Genomic DNA, 15737 nt, shown 5'->3' with positions numbered 1-15737 from the left:
GAGTGAATGAGATGAACCGTAGAGAGATGTTACGCATGATGAGTGCCGCCCTGGCGACGCTATGGCTCGGTGCCTTACCGACACACGCCGCCGAACGGCGCCCCACGCGCACCAAGGTGCTGGTGATCGGCGCGGGATTAGCCGGCTTGGCCTGCGCCCGAACGCTGCAAGCGCAGGGGTTCGCCGTCCAGGTGGTAGAGGCCCGCCAACGGATAGGCGGACGTATCTGGACCAGCCACGCCTGGCCGGAGATGCCGTTAGATCTGGGCGCCACCTGGATCCACGGCACTGAGAAGAACCCCCTGACCGGCATTGCCGAGCAGATCGGTGCTCGCCTGCTGCCGACACACTACGAGGAGGCACTGGTCTTCGCTCAAGATGGCCGCCCGCTGAGTGCCAAGGAGGAGCGCGTCTTAGAGCGCCTCAAGTCGGTATTATTCGAGACGCTCCAAGAGGGGCAGTCGGCGCCCCAGGATAAGAGCATCCTGGCCACCGTTGCGGACATCGTCCAGGATGCCAGCCCCAGCGAGCGCCTCAACATCTGGTATCTGCTCAATTCGAACCTGGAGCAGGAGCTCTCGGGCGCGCTCGGCGAGATGTCGACCTATTACTTCGATGACGACTGGGCCTTCGGCGGCGAGGACGCCCTCTTCCCGCAAGGATTTAGCCAGATCACCGATCATCTCGCCCAAGGACTCACCCTCGCCCTCGGCCAAGTGGTCAGCCAAATAGCCTACTCGACGACGGGCGTCAGTGTGCACACCCTGCAGGGTGAGGTATTCCAGGCCGATCGCGTCGTGATCACGCTGCCGCTCGGGGTGCTACAGCGTGGTCACGTGACGTTCGCCCCCGCGCTCCCGGCCGACAAATTGAGTGCCATTCAGCGCCTCGGCATGGGCACGCTGAATAAATGCTACTTACAGTTTCCCCACATCTTCTGGCCCGATGATATCGACTGGTTAGAGTATATCTCCCCGCAACCCGGCGTCTGGAGCGAGTGGGTCAGCTTCGCCCGCGCCGCCCACTGGCCCGTGTTGCTCGGTTTTAACGCGGCGCGCCAAGGCGTCGCCATGGAGACGCTGAGCGATCAACAGATCGTCGCGGACGCCATGGGCGTCTTGCAACGCCTCTTCGGCCCGACGATCCCGCAGCCGCTACGCTACCAAATCACTCGTTGGTCCCACGACCCCTACAGCGCGGGTTCCTACTCCTACTACCGTACCGGCTCGACCCCGCGCGATCGGCGCGCCTTAGGTAAGTCGGTGGCGGATCGGCTCTATTTCGCCGGCGAAGCCGTCTCGCGCCGTTACTATGGCACCGCCCACGGCGCCTTGCTCTCCGGCTTACAGGCGGCGCAAGAGATAGCAAACCATTAGTTTTCGCGGCCGGACATGTAATAATACGCGCCAACGCCGTGCAGCGCATGGCATTCCATAGCGGTATGACGAACGAGGTTACCATGGCGCGTCCATCCAGCGAACAACGCAAAAACATGATTATCGAGACGGTCTTGGCCCTGTTTAAGGAGAAGGGGATGGCGGCGGTATCGACGCGCGACGTCGCCGAAAAAGCGGGGCTGGCACGCAGTCATGTCTACCACTATTTCAAGGACTGGAAAGCCCTATCCATCTGTGCGGTGGAGCATTTCTTTCACCATGAGATCGCCGAGCTGGAGCGTTGTCTGGCGCCGCTGACGCCCAGCGAGGCACTCAGCGTATTTATTCGCGATAACCTGCCCGCCCGCCAAGACGCCTCCTGGCGTATCTATCTGGATGCCTGGAACGCCTCGCTGTGCGACCCACAATTTGCCGCCAGCTACAGCCAGATCATCACCGCCTGGCATCGCGCCTTGGAGAACATCCTACTGCGCGGCGTGCAGTCGGGCGAGTTTACCATTGCCGACAGCTCGCGTAGCGCGCGTCAAATCATCGCCCTGATCAATGGCTATGCCGATGAGCTGATCCTGGATCCGACCCCCGAGCGCGTCGCCCTTGCGCAGCAGGAGATCATGGACGTCGTGCAGCGCCTGATCCACTAAGCGCGGCACGTTCGGTCGCGACAACCGGCCGCCTCACGGCGGCCCGGCTTAGGCGGCCAACAGGCTGGCACGAACCTTGATCACCACCTTGGCGATGGCCTGCGCCTCCCCCACCCGACAGCCCGGCTTATGCGGTTCGCCCGGCATAAAGATGGCAAACATCCCCGGATGTAGCGTGACGCACTGTTCATGGGCGATCTGCTGACATAGCTGATAATCCTCCTCCTCATGCCACGCCTCGCAATCGCACGCCGTACCGGCACACCCGTAGAGGATGCGCTCCTCCCCGCGTAACAGCAGTTGAATGTCGATATAGTCCGCATGCAACTCCGCCGCCTTCTCCTGCGGGGATTGCGTGGTCAACTGCATGACATTCATAAAGATATCATCACCATCCAACGCATAGCGCCCCGGCTCTTTATCCGCTGGCGTCGCCGCCAAGGCACGGCACAACGCCGCGTGTAACTGTGGATGCAGTCCGGCCTCATTCAGCCCCTGCACATCGCCCAACATCATCATTTCTCTCCTTGCGCCAGCCATGCCGCGCCCAATAATCCTGCATCGTGGCGATAATACGCCGCACGTAACGCCACCTGATAAGGCGCCGGTTCTTCCGCTAAAAACTGAGTCACCTGCTGCAAATAGCCCGCAGCCAACCCGACACTGCCGCCGATCACCACGCACTGACAATCCGTCACCGCCTTGATGTCGGCGATCAAGCGCGCCAGACAGCGCGCCGAGCGCTGACGCAATTGGCATGCCTGTGCATCCCCCGCCGCCGCCTGGGCGAAGATCGCCTTGGCGTCACAGCCGGCCAACGCCCCGCGTGCCGCCGCCGCGATCCCGCGCCCCGAGGCGATCGCCTCGACACAGCCCACCCGGCCACAGCCACAACGCGGCCCCTGAGGATCGGCCAGGGTATGGCCGATGTGGCCCGCCAGTCCGCCCTGCCCCTGCACCAGACGCCCATCACGCACCATACCGCCGCCGACACCGGTGGAGACGGTAATAAACAGCATGTCGCGCACCTGCGCCGCCAAGGGCTGATACTCCGCCCAGGCCGCGGCCTGGGCATCGTTCAGCGCCAAGGTCGGCAACCCGGTCAGCTCGCGAAGGGTCTCGACCAAGGGAAAACGTAGCAAGCCGCCCAGGTTGCTGGGATTGATCGCCAGCAGCGTCCCCTGATGAATGATGCCGGTGGAGGCGATGGCGACGCGTGACGCCAGGTGCTGCAACGGCGCCACCAGCGTCTGGAGCGCGGCGCGTAGCGCATCCGGCGTCTGGCTGGCCGGTGTCGGCAGCTCTCGTCGCTCACGGATCTCTCGATCCGTCCCCACCAAGGCGCAGGCCAGCTTCGTCCCGCCGATATCGATCGCTAACGTACTCATCGTGTTACCCCGCTTAGCGCGGTGTGATGTCCACAACCCTGTTTAAGAAATGACATACGCAATGCCCCTACCCGCCCCTAACAAGCGGCCCGGCATACTACCGGGCCGATGACGCCACTTATCCTTTACTCTTCGCTACGTTACCCTTGTAGCCACCGAAGGGAACCGCACCGCTGAAGGGTTTGCCGTCGATCGCATCGTGCGTGCGCAGCGCCTCAGGATGCAGCCAACGCTGTACCCGTGAGGGCATATCGAGGCCAATCAGCAAGATCACTACGAAGGTCAGGCTGAAAGAGAGAGAACACAAGGCGGTACCGAGATCCAGACGTTGGGCGATCAACGCCCCGAGGATCGGCGCCAATGCCCCCCCGAGCGCCCCAACGTTGTAGGTAAAGCCCAGACCGGCCGCCCGTTGATCGGTATCGAAATAGCCGCCGATCAGCTTCGGCAGGATCCCCGAGATACCTTGACCCAACATCTGTTGGAAGAACAACAGGATACCCAGGACCCAGACATGGGTCCCACCGATGGAGAAGACCGGGATAATCAGTAATTGTGAGGCCAGCAGGCTGTAGGCATACGCCTTACGGCTACCCAGCCAGTCACCGAGAAAACCGCCGACACAGCAGCCAACCGCCGCGCCGAAGCCACTGAAGAACAGAACCTGTGCCACGATGGCCGGGGTATAGTCCAGCTCGGTTTTCAGATAGGTGGGCAACAGCGCCTGGATCGGCCAGGAGTAGAGGAAGGCGAACAGTACCACCACCATCAGCATCACGCCGGTAGGCCAACGTTTGCCACTGCTCTGCACCATAAAACTGATGAAGATAGCGGCGCACAACAGCCCCAGGATCGCCACGATGGCTGCATTCTGTAAGTCACCCGCGAAGCAGAACCACAGGGCGATGGCGGCGACCGCCGTCATCAGCATGTTAATCAGCCGATGTTCGCCACGATAGAGGATATCCACCATGGTACGAACCGGCGCCTTACCGGCATGCTTCTCTTTCCAGTCATGTGCCTCCGGAATATTTTTACGCAACCAGAGGGCGAAGATGATCGGCAGGATGCCGATGAAGAACAGCGCGCGCCAGCCCCAGGTAGGCACCACCAGGCTATAGACTTGGGCTGCCACCACCGCACCGACGGAGAAACCGGAGATCAGGAAGCCGCTGGCCTTGTTACGCAACTGCTTAGGCCAGCTCTCGATGACATAGGTGGCGCTGGAGCCATACTCCCCCGCCATCCCCATGCCGATCACCAGGCGGGCGATAAACATGGTGGTGTAGCCCGGCGCCAGGCCGCAGGCCAAGGTACCGACGGAGAAGAGGATAATACTGGATACCATCGCCAGACGACGGCCATAGCGGTCGCCCATGGCGCCCAACATCAGCCCACCGAACCAGCGGGAAATAAAGGCGGCGGAGATCAGGCTGGCCGCCTGTACCGTCGTCAATCCAAATTCAGCCTGGACATCGGTCAACACCAGGGCGATTAAAACAAAGTCAAAACCATCAAGCAGGTACCCCAACCAGGCAGCGGAAAAGGCTCTCCACTGCGCCCGATTGAGATGGCGATACCACGGGATGTTCTGGGTTGTAGTACTCATATCACTCTCCCGACGCTCTGTTTTTCATTGTTATGCGCAAGGAGGCGCGGACAGCCGGCCTAGGTTCCTAAGTTGTGTGGCCGGAACGACGTCACGCCTCCCGCATGGAGGTTAGGCCATTAACGCGCCCGCTCGGCCATCAGTTGTTCGGCCAACGCCTTCAATGCCGGCAAATAGCAGGCCTCGACAGGCGTAAACGGCTTGCGGCACAGCGGTACGGAGAGAACATCCATATAGTGCAGCACCATCTTCAGGCCACGGAATACCCCGGCCTTGATCAACAGATCGATCACCTGGTTACACTCACTCTGTAGCGAGCGCGCCGTCTGCACGTCACCCGCTCGCAGCGCCTGGGCGATCGCCTGATAACGCCATCCCATGATGTTATAGGTGCTACCGATGCCACCGTCGGCCCCGGCCAGCAGGCCACTGGCGAAGATCTCATCATAGCCGTTGTAGAGCACCAGATCGGGATGGGCGCGGCGGATCTGCTCCATCTGATACAGATCGCCGGAGGTTTGCTTCAACGCCCCGACACCCGGCAGGGTGACCAGGGTATTGATCTGATCGAGCGTCAGTTTCACGCCGCTCAACGCCGGAATGTTGTACACCACCATCGGCAAGCCATCGGCTGAGTCGATGATGGCGCGATAGTGGTCGCAGTGCTCGGCGAAGCTAAAGGGGTAGTAGAACGGGGTGACCGCCGAGACGGCGTCAAAACCGTAACGCCGCGCCGCCTGGGCCAACTGCTGGCTCTCCGCCGTACTGATCGCGCCGACGTGAGCGATCAGGGTCACCTTCCCTTGTGCCTCATCGGCGACGATCTCCAGCACCTGCTCACGCTCTTCCCGGCTCTGCATGAAGGCTTCCCCGGTAGAGCCACCGACATACAGCCCATCGATACCCTGGGCGATGTTAAACCGCACCAGACGGCGCAGACTCTCGGTGTCCAGCCGCTGTTGATGGTCGAACGGTGTTAACAATGCCGGCATTACGCCTCTTAATTCTCTTGCCATGATGACCTCTGTCGATGATGTAATATTGTCTAACTACATGCCTGTATACCTGTTATACCAGATTAAATAATCGACAGCCCATAGTCGCAGCTTCATTGTGCGATCGAGTTCACTAAATGATCGTTAGGATCGTCACTATTCGTCGGTTGACGACTGGGCGCTCAGGGTTTGCCAACTGGCGAAGACACTGTTGAGATGCGTCTGTAACGCGCGATCGGCCTGGTCGGGGTCATGACGGCGGATGGCGTTGAAGATTTCGATATGTTGTTGATAGCTTGCATTATTATGCTCATGCAGATCGGCATCGGCGACCGCAGGACGCGCCGCCAGCAGCCAATCGAGCAGGGCGACATGGATCGCCATGAAGATCGGATTACCGGGGATCCCGGCCAGTACCCGGTGGAAATCGACGTCGGAGCGAATAAATAGGGCGTTGTCATCCAGCGACTGGCTGTTGATGGTCAAGGCCTGCTCAAGCAAGGCGACCTGCGCATCCGTCGCATGCTCGGCTGCATAACGCACCAGGCTAGACTCGAAAAACAGGCGCAGTTGTTCGAAGTGGGCGATGCCCCCCGGATGAGAGAGAAAATCCTTGGCCATGCCAGAGAGCTCACCGATGATGGTATTGGCGGAGGGGCGCGAGACGCGGGCGCGCTCGCCGTTGTTGATCTGCACCAATCCCTTACGCTTCAAGGCGGCCAAGGCCTCACGCACCGACGGGCGGCCCACGTTGAAGAACGCCATCAGTTCACGCTCGGAAGGTAACTGCTCCCCCTCGCCAAACTCGCGACGGCGGATCATCTGCTCCAACTCCTCCTCGACCATCTCCGATAGCTTCTTACGCACCAACGGACGACGACGCAGGTTATGGCCGATGGCCGCAGGCGAGGAGAGCGTGGTGGGGTCGAAGTCGTTCATAGCGTCCATTCAAGTCAGCAGTCAGTCACGGTAAACTCAGTTATCCTAACACAGGATCGAAAATAGGGGGAAACCTCGCCACGCCAACCCGGTCGGCCACGACACGGCCAGCGGACGAAGGACGATTCCCGGCCCGCCTCCCCCGGCATCGTCGCCGCCACATCGACTGCCCCACGGACGAAACGAAGCTCGCCCATCCGGCCCCCTCTCGCCCGCCACAGCAGTCACATCAGTCACGCCAGTCACGTCAGTCACGTCAGTCACGTCAGTCACGTCAGTCACGTCAGTCACGTCAGTCACGTCAGTCACGTCAGTCACGTCAGCAACATATTTTTACATATTGTCATTTCATTGATCCATCACACATTAATCGTATGCAGAATTTATAAAATCATCATACTCATTACGCTTCCCTAACTTGAGGCCACCGCTTTGTCCCGACTCCGTCGCACCCTCTGCGCGCTGCTCAGCTGCGCCACCCTATTCGCTCACGCCGCCGTGGAGCAAATCACCACCGCCTGGCCGACCAATGTCGGACCGCTGAATCCACACCTGTATGCCCCTAATCAGATGTTCGCCCAGAGCATGGTGTATGAACCGCTGGTCAAGTACCAGGCAGATGGTTCAGTGATCCCCTGGCTGGCCGAGCGTTGGCACCACTCCGCCGATGGTAAGGTCTGGACCTTTGTCCTGCGCCAAGGGGTGACCTTCTCCAACGGCGAGCCGTTCGATGCCGAGGCCGCCGCCGCCAACTTCCACGCGGTACTGGCGAACCGCCAGCGCCACGCCTGGCTGGAATTGGCCAATCAGATCGTCGACGTCCGGGCGACCGCCCCGCAGACGTTGCAGATCACCCTCAAAAGCGCCTACTACCCCTTCCTGCAGGAGCTGGCGCTACCGCGCCCCTTCCGTTTCATCGCCCCGTCACAGTTCAAGGCGCAGGGTAGCCATCTCGGTATCCAGCAACCGATCGGCACCGGCCCCTGGATGCTAAAAAGTAGCAGGCTCAATCAATATGATGTGTTGGTGCGTAACGAACGCTACTGGGGCCACAAACCGGCCTTGCGTCAGATCACCGTCAAGGTGATCCCCGATGCCACCACGCGCGCCGTGGCCTTCGAGACCGGCGAGATCGATCTGTTGTATGGCAATGAGGGGCTGCTGCCCCTCGACACCTTCGCCCGTTTTAGCCAGACCTCCGGCTACCGCACACAGCTCTCCGCCCCCGTCGAGACGGTCGTGCTGGCGCTCAACTCCGCCCAGGCGCCAACCGACGAGCTGGCGGTGCGTGAGGCGCTGAATCACGCGGTCAATAAGCCTGCGCTGATCGCACACGCCCTGTACGGCACCCAACAGGTGGCCGATACCCTGTTCGCCCCCAGCGTTCCCTATGCCGACATTGGGCTCACGCCACGGCAGTATGATCCCCAGCTGGCTCACGCGCGGTTAGAACAGGCGGGCTGGCTGCTACCCGCAGGCAAAACGATCCGTGAAAAACAGGGTAAGCCACTACGCATCGAGCTGGCCTTCGTCGGCACCGACGCCCTGAGTAAGTCGATGGCCGAGATCATTCAAGGGGATCTGCGCCAGATCGGCGTTGACATCACGCTCGTTGCGGAGGAGGAGAGCAGCATCTTCGCCCGCCAGCGTGACGGCCGCTTCGGCATGATTTTCAACCGGACCTGGGGCGCCCCCTACGACCCGCACGCCTTCATGAGCTCGATGCGCGTACCGTCGCATGCCGACTTCCAGGCGTAACGCGGCCTGCCCGATAAGGCGCAGATCGATCGGCTAATCGGCGACGTCCTCACCACCAGCGACGAGCAACAGCGCCGGGAGCTGTATCGAGACATCCTGACTCGACTACATCGCCAGGCGGTCTATCTGCCCATCAGCTACGTCTCGACGATGGTGGTCGCGAAGCCGGCGCTCGGCCCCATCCCGTATGCGCCCATCGCCTCGGAGATCCCCTTCGAACAGATCACCCCGGAGGCCCCTTGATGTGGCGTTACGTTGTGCGGCGCCTGCTGCTGTTAATCCCGATGATCTTCGCCGCCTCGCTACTCATCTTCCTGATGCTGCGCCTGGGGACCGGCGATCCGGCGCTCGACTACCTGCGCCTCTCCAATCTCCCGCCGACTCCCGAGATGGTCGCCTCCACCCGCTCCATGCTCGGGCTGGATCAGCCGTTATGGATGCAGTACGCCCACTGGCTATGGCGGGCGCTACAGCTAGACTTCGGCCTCTCCTACGCCACCCAACGCCCGGTGTTGGATGACGTGCTGGGCTTCCTGCCCGCGACGCTGTTACTGGCGGGAGCGGCTCTGCTGCTGATCCTACTCATCTCGATTCCGCTGGGGATCTGGGCGGCGCGCCATCGCGATCGCCTGCCAGACTTCATCGTCCGGCTGATCGCCTTCCTCGGTGTCTCGATGCCGAACTTCTGGTTGGCCTTCCTGCTGGTGATGCTCTTCGCGGTCTACCTGCAATGGCTGCCGGCGATGGGCTACGGCAGCTGGCGTCATCTGATCCTGCCCGCCGCCTCGATCGCCTTCATGTCGCTGGCGATCAATGCCCGCCTGCTGCGCGCCAGCATGCTAGAGGTCGCCGGCCAGCGCCACGTCACGTGGGCGCGGCTGCGCGGGCTGGATCGCCGCCAGACCGAGCGGCGTCACATCCTGCGCAACGCCACGCTGCCCATCGTCACCGCCGTCGGGATGCACATCGGCGAGCTGATCGGCGGCACGATGATCATCGAAAACATCTTTGCCTGGCCCGGCGTCGGCCGCTATGCCGTGTCGGCCATCTTCAACCGCGACTATCCGGTGATCCAGTGCTTCACCCTGATCATGGTGGTGGTCTTTGTGCTCTGTAACCTGGCGGTCGACCTACTGAACGCCGCGCTCGATCCACGTATTCGCCGTCACGAGGGGGCACCGGCATGAATTTTTACCGCTCTGCCCGCGGCTCGGTGCGTCTGGCCCTGCTGCTCATCGCCCTGTTGACGCTGATCGCCCTCAGCAGCCACTACTGGCTACCACACGATCCCTACGCCATCGATCTCGCCGCGCGCCTGCGTGCGCCGGATGGCCAACACTGGCTCGGTACCGACCATCTGGGGCGTGACATCCTCTCGCGCCTGCTGGCCGCGACTCGCGTCTCGCTAGGCTCGGTACTGGCTTGCCTGCTGCTGGTACTGGCGCTGGGTCTGATCATCGGCGGCAGCGCCGGGTTACTCGGTGGGCGCATCGATCAGGCGAGCATGCGCCTCGCCGACATGTTCATGACCTTTCCGACCTCGATCCTCTCCTTCTTCATGGTCGGGGTGCTGGGCACCGGCCTGACCAACGTGATCATCGCCATCGCCCTGTCGCATTGGGCCTGGTATGCACGCATGGTGCGTAGCCTGGTCATCTCCCTCCGCCAGCGCGAGTACATCCTCGCCGCCCGCCTCTCCGGCGCCAGCCATCTGCGGATCTTCGTCGACCACCTGTCGGGGGCGGTGATCCCCTCGCTACTGGTCTTGGCGACGCTGGACATCGGCCACATGATGCTACACGTCGCCGGCATGTCCTTCCTCGGCCTCGGCGTGGCGGCGCCAACCGCCGAATGGGGGGTGATGATCAACGACGCCCGCCAGTACATCTGGACCCAGCCGCTACAAATGTTTTGGCCCGGCCTGGCGCTGTTCCTCAGCGTGATGGCCTTTAATCTGGTGGGCGACGCACTGCGTGACCATCTCGATCCCCATCTGGTAACGGAGCACGCACACTGATGCCGCAACGACTCGATTTACACCAGATCTCCCTCCAGGCGGCGCGCCCGCTGGTGCACGAGGTCTCGCTGACCCTACGACGCGGCCGAGTACTGGCGTTGGTCGGCAGCAGCGGCAGCGGCAAGTCCCTGACCTGCGCCGCCGCGCTGGGCGTCCTACCCGCCGGGGTGCGCCAACTGGCCGGTCAGATCCGGCTGGATGGCATGCCCATCGACCCCGCCGCACTGCGTGGCCGCCATGTCGCCACCATCATGCAGAATCCGCGCAGCGCCTTTAATCCCCTGCACACCATGGCCAGCCATGCCCGAGAAACCTGCCTGGCGTTGGCGAAACCGGCAGACGACGACACGCTGACACGCGCCCTGATAGCGGTCGGCTTGGATGATCCCCAGCGGGTATTACAGAGCTATCCCTTCGAGATGAGCGGCGGCATGTTGCAACGGATGATGATCGCCATGGCGCTGCTGAGCGACGCGCCGTTTCTCATCGCCGACGAGCCGACCACCGATCTCGATGTGGTGGCGCAGGCGCGCGTCCTGGATCTGCTGGCGACGATCATGCGCCAACGCGCACCCGGCATGCTGCTGGTCACCCATGACATGGGGGTTGTCGCCCGCCTGGCGGACGATGTGGCGGTGATGGCCGATGGACGGGTGGTGGAGCAAGGCACAGTCGAGCAGGTGTTCCACGCGCCCCATCACGACGTGACGCGGGCGTTAGTCGCCGCACATTTGGCCCTGTATGGCCTGGAGATCGCCGGATGAGCCTACTCAGTACGCAGACCCTCTCCCACCACTATCGCCTCGCGGCATTGGGACGCCAGGCACAACCGGTTCTCCAGGCGATCTCGTTGCAACTACATCGCGGCGAGAGTGTCGCCCTGCTGGGGCGCAGCGGCTGCGGCAAGAGCACGCTGGCGCGCCTGTTAGTCGGGTTGGAGTCGCCCACGCAAGGGCGCGTATGCTGGCATGATACCCCCCTGCCACAGCTCGATCGGCGGGCGAAAAAGGCGTTCCGCCGCGACATCCAACTGGTGTTCCAAGATGCGATCAGCGCGGTCGATCCACGCCAGACGGTACGGGCGATCCTGCGCGAGCCGATGCGCCATCTGCTGTCGCTCTCCTCGGCGGAGCAACGGGTGCGAGCCAGCGAGATACTGCAGGCGGTGGAGTTGGACGAGAGGGTGCTCGACCAACGCCCTCCCCAGTTGAGCGGCGGCCAGCTCCAGCGCGTCTGCCTGGCGCGGGCGTTGGTGGTCAACCCCAAATTGCTGATCCTCGACGAAGCCGTCTCTAGCCTCGACCTGGTGTTACAGGCCGAGATCATCGCGCTACTCAAACGGATCCAGCAGCAGCGGGACACCAGCTATCTGTTCATCACCCATGATCTGCGCCTGGTCGAACGTTTCTGCCACCGAGTGGTCGTGATGGATCAAGGGCAGATCGTCGAGACGCAAACCGTCGGTGAACGCCTGACGCTCACCTCCGCCGCCGGACGGGCACTCCAGCAGGCGGTGCTGCCCGCCTTTCCCCCGTGCCGCCATGCACCGGCGGAAGACGCGACGCCCCACTAACCCTGCCTGGCGCCGTTCAGGCGGCAAGAGGGGGCATCCCCCACGCCCCCTCCCGCCCGGCGCGACGTCCCCTAACGCGCCGCCGGCTGACCGACCATGCGTTCGGGGCGCACCCAACGCGTAAACTCCTCCTCCGTCAGAAAATTCAGCGCCAATGCGGCGGCCTTCAGGGTCAATCCCTCGCGGTGTGCCTTCTCGGCGATCGCCGCGGCCTTGTCATAACCGATGTGCGGGCTCAAGGCGGTGACCAGCATTAACGAGGCCTCCAGCCAGTGTGCAATGCGCTCGCGATTCGCCTCGATGCCGCGCGCGCAATAGTGCTCGAAGCTGGCCATGCCATCCGCCAGCAGGCGTGCCGACTGCAAGAAGTTATAGATCACCATCGGGCGGTAGACATTTAACTCGAAGTTACCCGAGGCGCCCCCCATGGTGATCGCCACATCGTTCCCCATCACTTGGCAGCAGATCATGGTCAACGCCTCACACTGTGTCGGATTCACCTTGCCCGGCATGATCGAGCTACCCGGCTCGTTTTCCGGGATCTGGATCTCGCCGATGCCGCAACGCGGGCCAGACGCCAGCCAACGGACATCGTTGGCGATCTTCATCAACGAGGCCGCTAACCCCTTCAGGGCACCATGCGCCTGCACCAGGGCATCGCAACTCGCCAACGCCTCGAACTTGTTGGGCGCGCTGACGAAGGGCTGTCCGCACATCTCCGCCAACAACGCCGTGACGCGCGGCGCATACTCGGGCGGGCTATTGAGGCCGGTTCCCACCGCCGTACCGCCCAAGGCCAATTCGGCTAGATGCGGCAAGCTTGCCTCGATGTGTTGGCGAGCGTGATCCAACATGGCGACCCAGCCGGAGATCTCCTGGCCGAGCGTCAGCGGCGTCGCGTCCTGGAGATGCGTACGACCGATCTTCACGATAGCGGCGAAGGCGTGCGCCTTGGCATGCAGCGTCGTCGTCAGCTGCTGTAGCGCGGGGAGCAACTGCTCGCGTAGCGCCACACTGGCGGCGACATGCATCGCGCTGGGGAAGACGTCGTTAGAGCTCTGGCTCTTATTCACATCGTCATTGGGATGCACCCGGCGCGCCATCCCCCGTTCGCCGCCCAACAACTCACTCGCGCGATTCGCCAACACCTCGTTGACGTTCATGTTGCTCTGTGTCCCCGATCCGGTCTGCCACACCACCAAGGGAAACACCTCCGGGTGCTGACCCGCCAACACCTCATCGGCCGCCTGGCTTATCGCCGCCGCCTTCTCGGCACTCAACAGGCCAAGCTCCCGATTGACCTGGGCCGCCGCCCGTTTGATCCGCACCAAGGCGTGGATCAAGGCGCTCGGCATTTTCTCGTCGGAGATACGAAAATGCGTCAGCGAGCGTTGCGTCTGTGCGCCCCACAACTGCTCCGCCGCGACGGCGACCTCCCCCATCGAGTCGCTTTCAGTACGATACCCCGTCATCCTCCACTCCTCCTCTGATCGTGATCCGCCACAGGGCGTTAACCTGATGCTTTTACCTTAGCCCCATTCCGCCAGACGGCGCAGACACTTCTTGCGCCCCGCACTTTCCCCTCGAACATGACGGTAAAATAGGCGGGCGTCATCACACTCCATCAACTAATTTTTTGAATTAAAAAATATTCATCATCGATTATATTGATGCTGCGAACTTCGCCATGAGCGCCCTCACACCCTGGCGTGCCACCGCCCGCTCGCTGCAAAAATTTTGCCGCTGTGCGGCAAACTATTTTCCTGTCGCAACGCGCTATTGTCGGGAATACTCGCCTCCAGAGATAACGGATGGTTAATTCAACGCACAGGAGAAGTACCATGACGCAACAGACATTCCAGGCTCAACCCTTCGCCCTGCCCTTCGATCCCCAGAGCACCGCGCTGGTGATGATCGACATGCAGCGTGACTTCGTCGAGGCCGGCGGCTTTGGCGAGGCGCTCGGTAATGATGTCTCGCTGGTGCGTAGCGCCATTGCCCCCTGCCAAAAAGTGCTCGCCGCCGCGCGCGCCCATCAGCTGTTGGTGATCCATACCCGCGAAGGGCATCGCGCCGATCTGAGCGACTGCCCCGCCGCCAAGCTCACCCGTGGCGGAAAGACCTTCATCGGCGAGCCGGGCCCGATGGGTCGCATCCTGGTGCGTGGTGAACCAGGCCACGACATCATCCCAGAGCTCTACCCTATCGCCGGGGAGCCGGTGGTCGATAAGCCGGGTAAAGGCGCCTTCTACCAGACCGATCTGCAGCTGATCCTACAAAACCATGGCATCAAGACGCTGATCGTCTGCGGGGTGACCACCGAGGTGTGCGTCAATACCACCGTGCGTGAAGCCAACGATCGCGGTTATCAGTGCATCATCCCGGCCGATTGCGTCGGCTCCTACTTCCCCGAGTTCCAGAAATCCGCGCTGGAGATGATCAAGGCGCAGGGAGCGATCTTCGGCTGGGTCAGCGACGCCGACTCCATCATCGCCGGGTTACAGGGCTAAGTTGTATGAGGCCGCCGCTGCTTCCCGCGCTCTCGTGTGGCTATCTTGCCGCCGAGCGTAGCGCGCAGTCGTTGTCGGTACACAGCAGCTTCGCACACGCGCTCAATCTGCGCGATGCCCAAGGAGCGCTGTTCACGCTACTGTGCGGCCAGCGCTACCCCGATTTACCCGATGCGCTGCGGGTCGCCCTGCCGGTAGGCTGGGAGTGGCGGCATATGGCCGTCCGGCACGCCCCCGTCAGGCTGGTGGCGGGCCGCTTATTGGCGGAACGTTTCGAGATCGATCTGCGCCACGCGCCCGTCTGGCGACCCACGGCGCGCAGCGCGACCCGGCCGCTTACGGCGGCGGCGTTTGCCACGCACTACCCGCGGCTGTGTGCGCAGTTACAGCAATACAGCCTGGCACACACCTGTGTCAGCGATCTCGCGTGGCAGCCACTGACGCGCTCAGACGCGCTTATTCCTCAGGAGACGCCGGAGCGCCTTGAGCGGCAAGTGCCCTGTCTGATTGGCTACGGTAAAGGGCTGACGCCGGATGGTGATGACTACCTGTTGGGTTACCTGGCCGCCCTCACCTGGTGGCCACTCTCCCCGACCTTGGCGGCCCATCGTGAGCGATTACGCGGCATCATTCAGGCACATTTAACCCTGACCACCGACATCAGCGCACACTACCTGAGCCGCGCCCTGCAGGGGCACTTCTCACAACCGATTTACCATCTGCTCAGTCAGCTGAGCACGAATACAGCGCCGGCTGCCCTCCACGCCGCTGCCGAGCGCGTCATGCGCTTCGGCGCCACTTCCGGCGTGGATTGTCTGGCCGGCCTGCTGCACGGCATGCGAACGCTTAACGCCGTGCAGTGAATGATACCCGGGAGTCCTCCGCAGCCGTTTCGCTCGCTGCGCGGCTT

At 62.3% G+C, this 15737-nt stretch carries 14 protein-coding genes and 1 pseudogene; 9 read left to right on the top strand and 6 right to left on the bottom strand.

All coding sequences use genetic code 11. The features are described from left to right. Positions 1 to 11 precede the first annotated feature (11 nt). Positions 12 to 1376, top strand: coding sequence for an NAD(P)/FAD-dependent oxidoreductase (locus ACEQFP_RS02120; RefSeq protein WP_109578892.1), 1365 nt, complete (start codon positions 12 to 14; stop codon positions 1374 to 1376). An 83-nt stretch (positions 1377 to 1459) separates the two neighbouring features. Then, positions 1460 to 2038: a TetR/AcrR family transcriptional regulator gene (locus ACEQFP_RS02115; protein ID WP_370547414.1), complete on the top strand. Its 579-nt coding sequence runs from the start codon at positions 1460 to 1462 to the stop codon at positions 2036 to 2038. A 48-nt stretch (positions 2039 to 2086) separates the two neighbouring features. On the opposite strand, the gene nanQ is transcribed toward ACEQFP_RS02115, so the two are convergent. The 5 genes from nanQ to nanR form a co-directional block, all read right to left on the bottom strand. Then, positions 2087 to 2554, bottom strand: a complete 468-nt coding sequence (gene nanQ, locus ACEQFP_RS02110; protein WP_370547549.1) for an N-acetylneuraminate anomerase — start codon at positions 2552 to 2554, stop codon at positions 2087 to 2089. Beyond that, on the bottom strand, positions 2554 to 3426 hold the full coding sequence (locus ACEQFP_RS02105) for an N-acetylmannosamine kinase (protein ID WP_370547413.1): 873 nt from the start codon (positions 3424 to 3426) through the stop codon (positions 2554 to 2556). The genes nanQ and ACEQFP_RS02105 overlap by 1 nt, the downstream gene beginning before the upstream one ends. Positions 3427 to 3544: 118 nt before the next feature. After that, entirely contained in the window at positions 3545 to 5035 is a 1491-nt protein-coding gene (locus ACEQFP_RS02100; RefSeq protein ID WP_005286811.1) for an MFS transporter, read from the bottom strand. Positions 5036 to 5154: 119 nt separating this feature from the next. Then, entirely contained in the window at positions 5155 to 6051 is an 897-nt protein-coding gene (gene nanA, locus ACEQFP_RS02095) for an N-acetylneuraminate lyase (protein ID WP_005294036.1), read from the bottom strand. A gap of 135 nt (positions 6052 to 6186) precedes the next feature. Beyond that, positions 6187 to 6978: a transcriptional regulator NanR gene (gene nanR, locus ACEQFP_RS02090; RefSeq protein ID WP_370558344.1), complete on the bottom strand. Its 792-nt coding sequence runs from the start codon at positions 6976 to 6978 to the stop codon at positions 6187 to 6189. 423 nt (positions 6979 to 7401) lie between these two features. Between nanR and nikA the strand changes: the two are divergent. The 5 genes and pseudogenes from nikA (at position 7402) to nikE (ending at position 12317) form a co-directional block, all read left to right on the top strand. Beyond that, positions 7402 to 8970: pseudogene (gene nikA / locus ACEQFP_RS02085) on the top strand (nickel ABC transporter substrate-binding protein). Further along, positions 8970 to 9914: a nickel ABC transporter permease subunit NikB gene (gene nikB / locus ACEQFP_RS02080; protein WP_370547412.1), complete on the top strand. Its 945-nt coding sequence runs from the start codon at positions 8970 to 8972 to the stop codon at positions 9912 to 9914. Before nikA ends, nikB begins: the two are co-directional and overlap by 1 nt. Next, positions 9911 to 10744: a nickel ABC transporter permease subunit NikC gene (gene nikC / locus ACEQFP_RS02075; RefSeq protein ID WP_005294026.1), complete on the top strand. Its 834-nt coding sequence runs from the start codon at positions 9911 to 9913 to the stop codon at positions 10742 to 10744. Before nikB ends, nikC begins: the two co-directional genes overlap by 4 nt. After that, entirely contained in the window at positions 10744 to 11508 is a 765-nt protein-coding gene (gene nikD / locus ACEQFP_RS02070; RefSeq protein ID WP_370547411.1) for a nickel import ATP-binding protein NikD, read from the top strand. Before nikC ends, nikD begins: the two co-directional genes overlap by 1 nt. After that, positions 11505 to 12317, top strand: coding sequence for a nickel import ATP-binding protein NikE (gene nikE / locus ACEQFP_RS02065; protein WP_035606254.1), 813 nt, complete (start codon positions 11505 to 11507; stop codon positions 12315 to 12317). The genes nikD and nikE overlap by 4 nt, the downstream gene beginning before the upstream one ends. A gap of 71 nt (positions 12318 to 12388) precedes the next feature. On the opposite strand, the gene fumC is transcribed toward nikE, so the two are convergent. After that, positions 12389 to 13789, bottom strand: coding sequence for a class II fumarate hydratase (gene fumC / locus ACEQFP_RS02060; RefSeq protein ID WP_370547410.1), 1401 nt, complete (start codon positions 13787 to 13789; stop codon positions 12389 to 12391). A 369-nt stretch (positions 13790 to 14158) separates the two neighbouring features. Here fumC and ACEQFP_RS02055 point away from each other — a divergent pair, with 369 nt between their 5' ends. Together ACEQFP_RS02055 and ACEQFP_RS02050 are read left to right on the top strand one after the other, a co-directional pair. Continuing rightward, on the top strand, positions 14159 to 14827 hold the full coding sequence (locus ACEQFP_RS02055; protein ID WP_035597944.1) for a cysteine hydrolase family protein: 669 nt from the start codon (positions 14159 to 14161) through the stop codon (positions 14825 to 14827). Positions 14828 to 14832: 5 nt separating this feature from the next. Beyond that, on the top strand, positions 14833 to 15690 hold the full coding sequence (locus ACEQFP_RS02050; protein ID WP_370547409.1) for a DUF2877 domain-containing protein: 858 nt from the start codon (positions 14833 to 14835) through the stop codon (positions 15688 to 15690). Positions 15691 to 15737: the final 47 nt, after the last annotated feature.

The organism is Edwardsiella sp. A.80236 (assembly GCF_044540725.1).
GTDB classification, from domain to species: Bacteria; Pseudomonadota; Gammaproteobacteria; order Enterobacterales; family Enterobacteriaceae; genus Edwardsiella; species Edwardsiella tarda.
The sequence above is the reverse complement of the archived record's forward strand: the minus strand, read 5'-3'. Positions and strand labels throughout refer to the sequence as shown.

Excerpts from the sequence above, each read along its gene's own strand:
- ACEQFP_RS02120 (WP_109578892.1), top strand. The coding sequence starts at position 12 with ATGAACCGTAGAGAGATGTTACGCATGATGAGTGCCGCCCTGGCGACG.
- ACEQFP_RS02115 (WP_370547414.1), top strand. The coding sequence starts at position 1,460 with ATGGCGCGTCCATCCAGCGAACAACGCAAAAACATGATTATCGAGACG.
- nanQ (WP_370547549.1), bottom strand. The coding sequence starts at position 2,554 with ATGATGTTGGGCGATGTGCAGGGGCTGAATGAGGCCGGACTGCATCCA.
- ACEQFP_RS02105 (WP_370547413.1), bottom strand. The coding sequence starts at position 3,426 with ATGAGTACGTTAGCGATCGATATCGGCGGGACGAAGCTGGCCTGCGCC.
- ACEQFP_RS02100 (WP_005286811.1), bottom strand. The coding sequence starts at position 5,035 with ATGAGTACTACAACCCAGAACATCCCGTGGTATCGCCATCTCAATCGG.
- nanA (WP_005294036.1), bottom strand. The coding sequence starts at position 6,051 with ATGGCAAGAGAATTAAGAGGCGTAATGCCGGCATTGTTAACACCGTTC.
- nanR (WP_370558344.1), bottom strand. The coding sequence starts at position 6,978 with ATGGACGCTATGAACGACTTCGACCCCACCACGCTCTCCTCGCCTGCG.
- nikB (WP_370547412.1), top strand. The coding sequence starts at position 8,970 with ATGTGGCGTTACGTTGTGCGGCGCCTGCTGCTGTTAATCCCGATGATC.
- nikC (WP_005294026.1), top strand. The coding sequence starts at position 9,911 with ATGAATTTTTACCGCTCTGCCCGCGGCTCGGTGCGTCTGGCCCTGCTG.
- nikD (WP_370547411.1), top strand. The coding sequence starts at position 10,744 with ATGCCGCAACGACTCGATTTACACCAGATCTCCCTCCAGGCGGCGCGC.
- nikE (WP_035606254.1), top strand. The coding sequence starts at position 11,505 with ATGAGCCTACTCAGTACGCAGACCCTCTCCCACCACTATCGCCTCGCG.
- fumC (WP_370547410.1), bottom strand. The coding sequence starts at position 13,789 with ATGACGGGGTATCGTACTGAAAGCGACTCGATGGGGGAGGTCGCCGTC.
- ACEQFP_RS02055 (WP_035597944.1), top strand. The coding sequence starts at position 14,159 with ATGACGCAACAGACATTCCAGGCTCAACCCTTCGCCCTGCCCTTCGAT.
- ACEQFP_RS02050 (WP_370547409.1), top strand. The coding sequence starts at position 14,833 with ATGAGGCCGCCGCTGCTTCCCGCGCTCTCGTGTGGCTATCTTGCCGCC.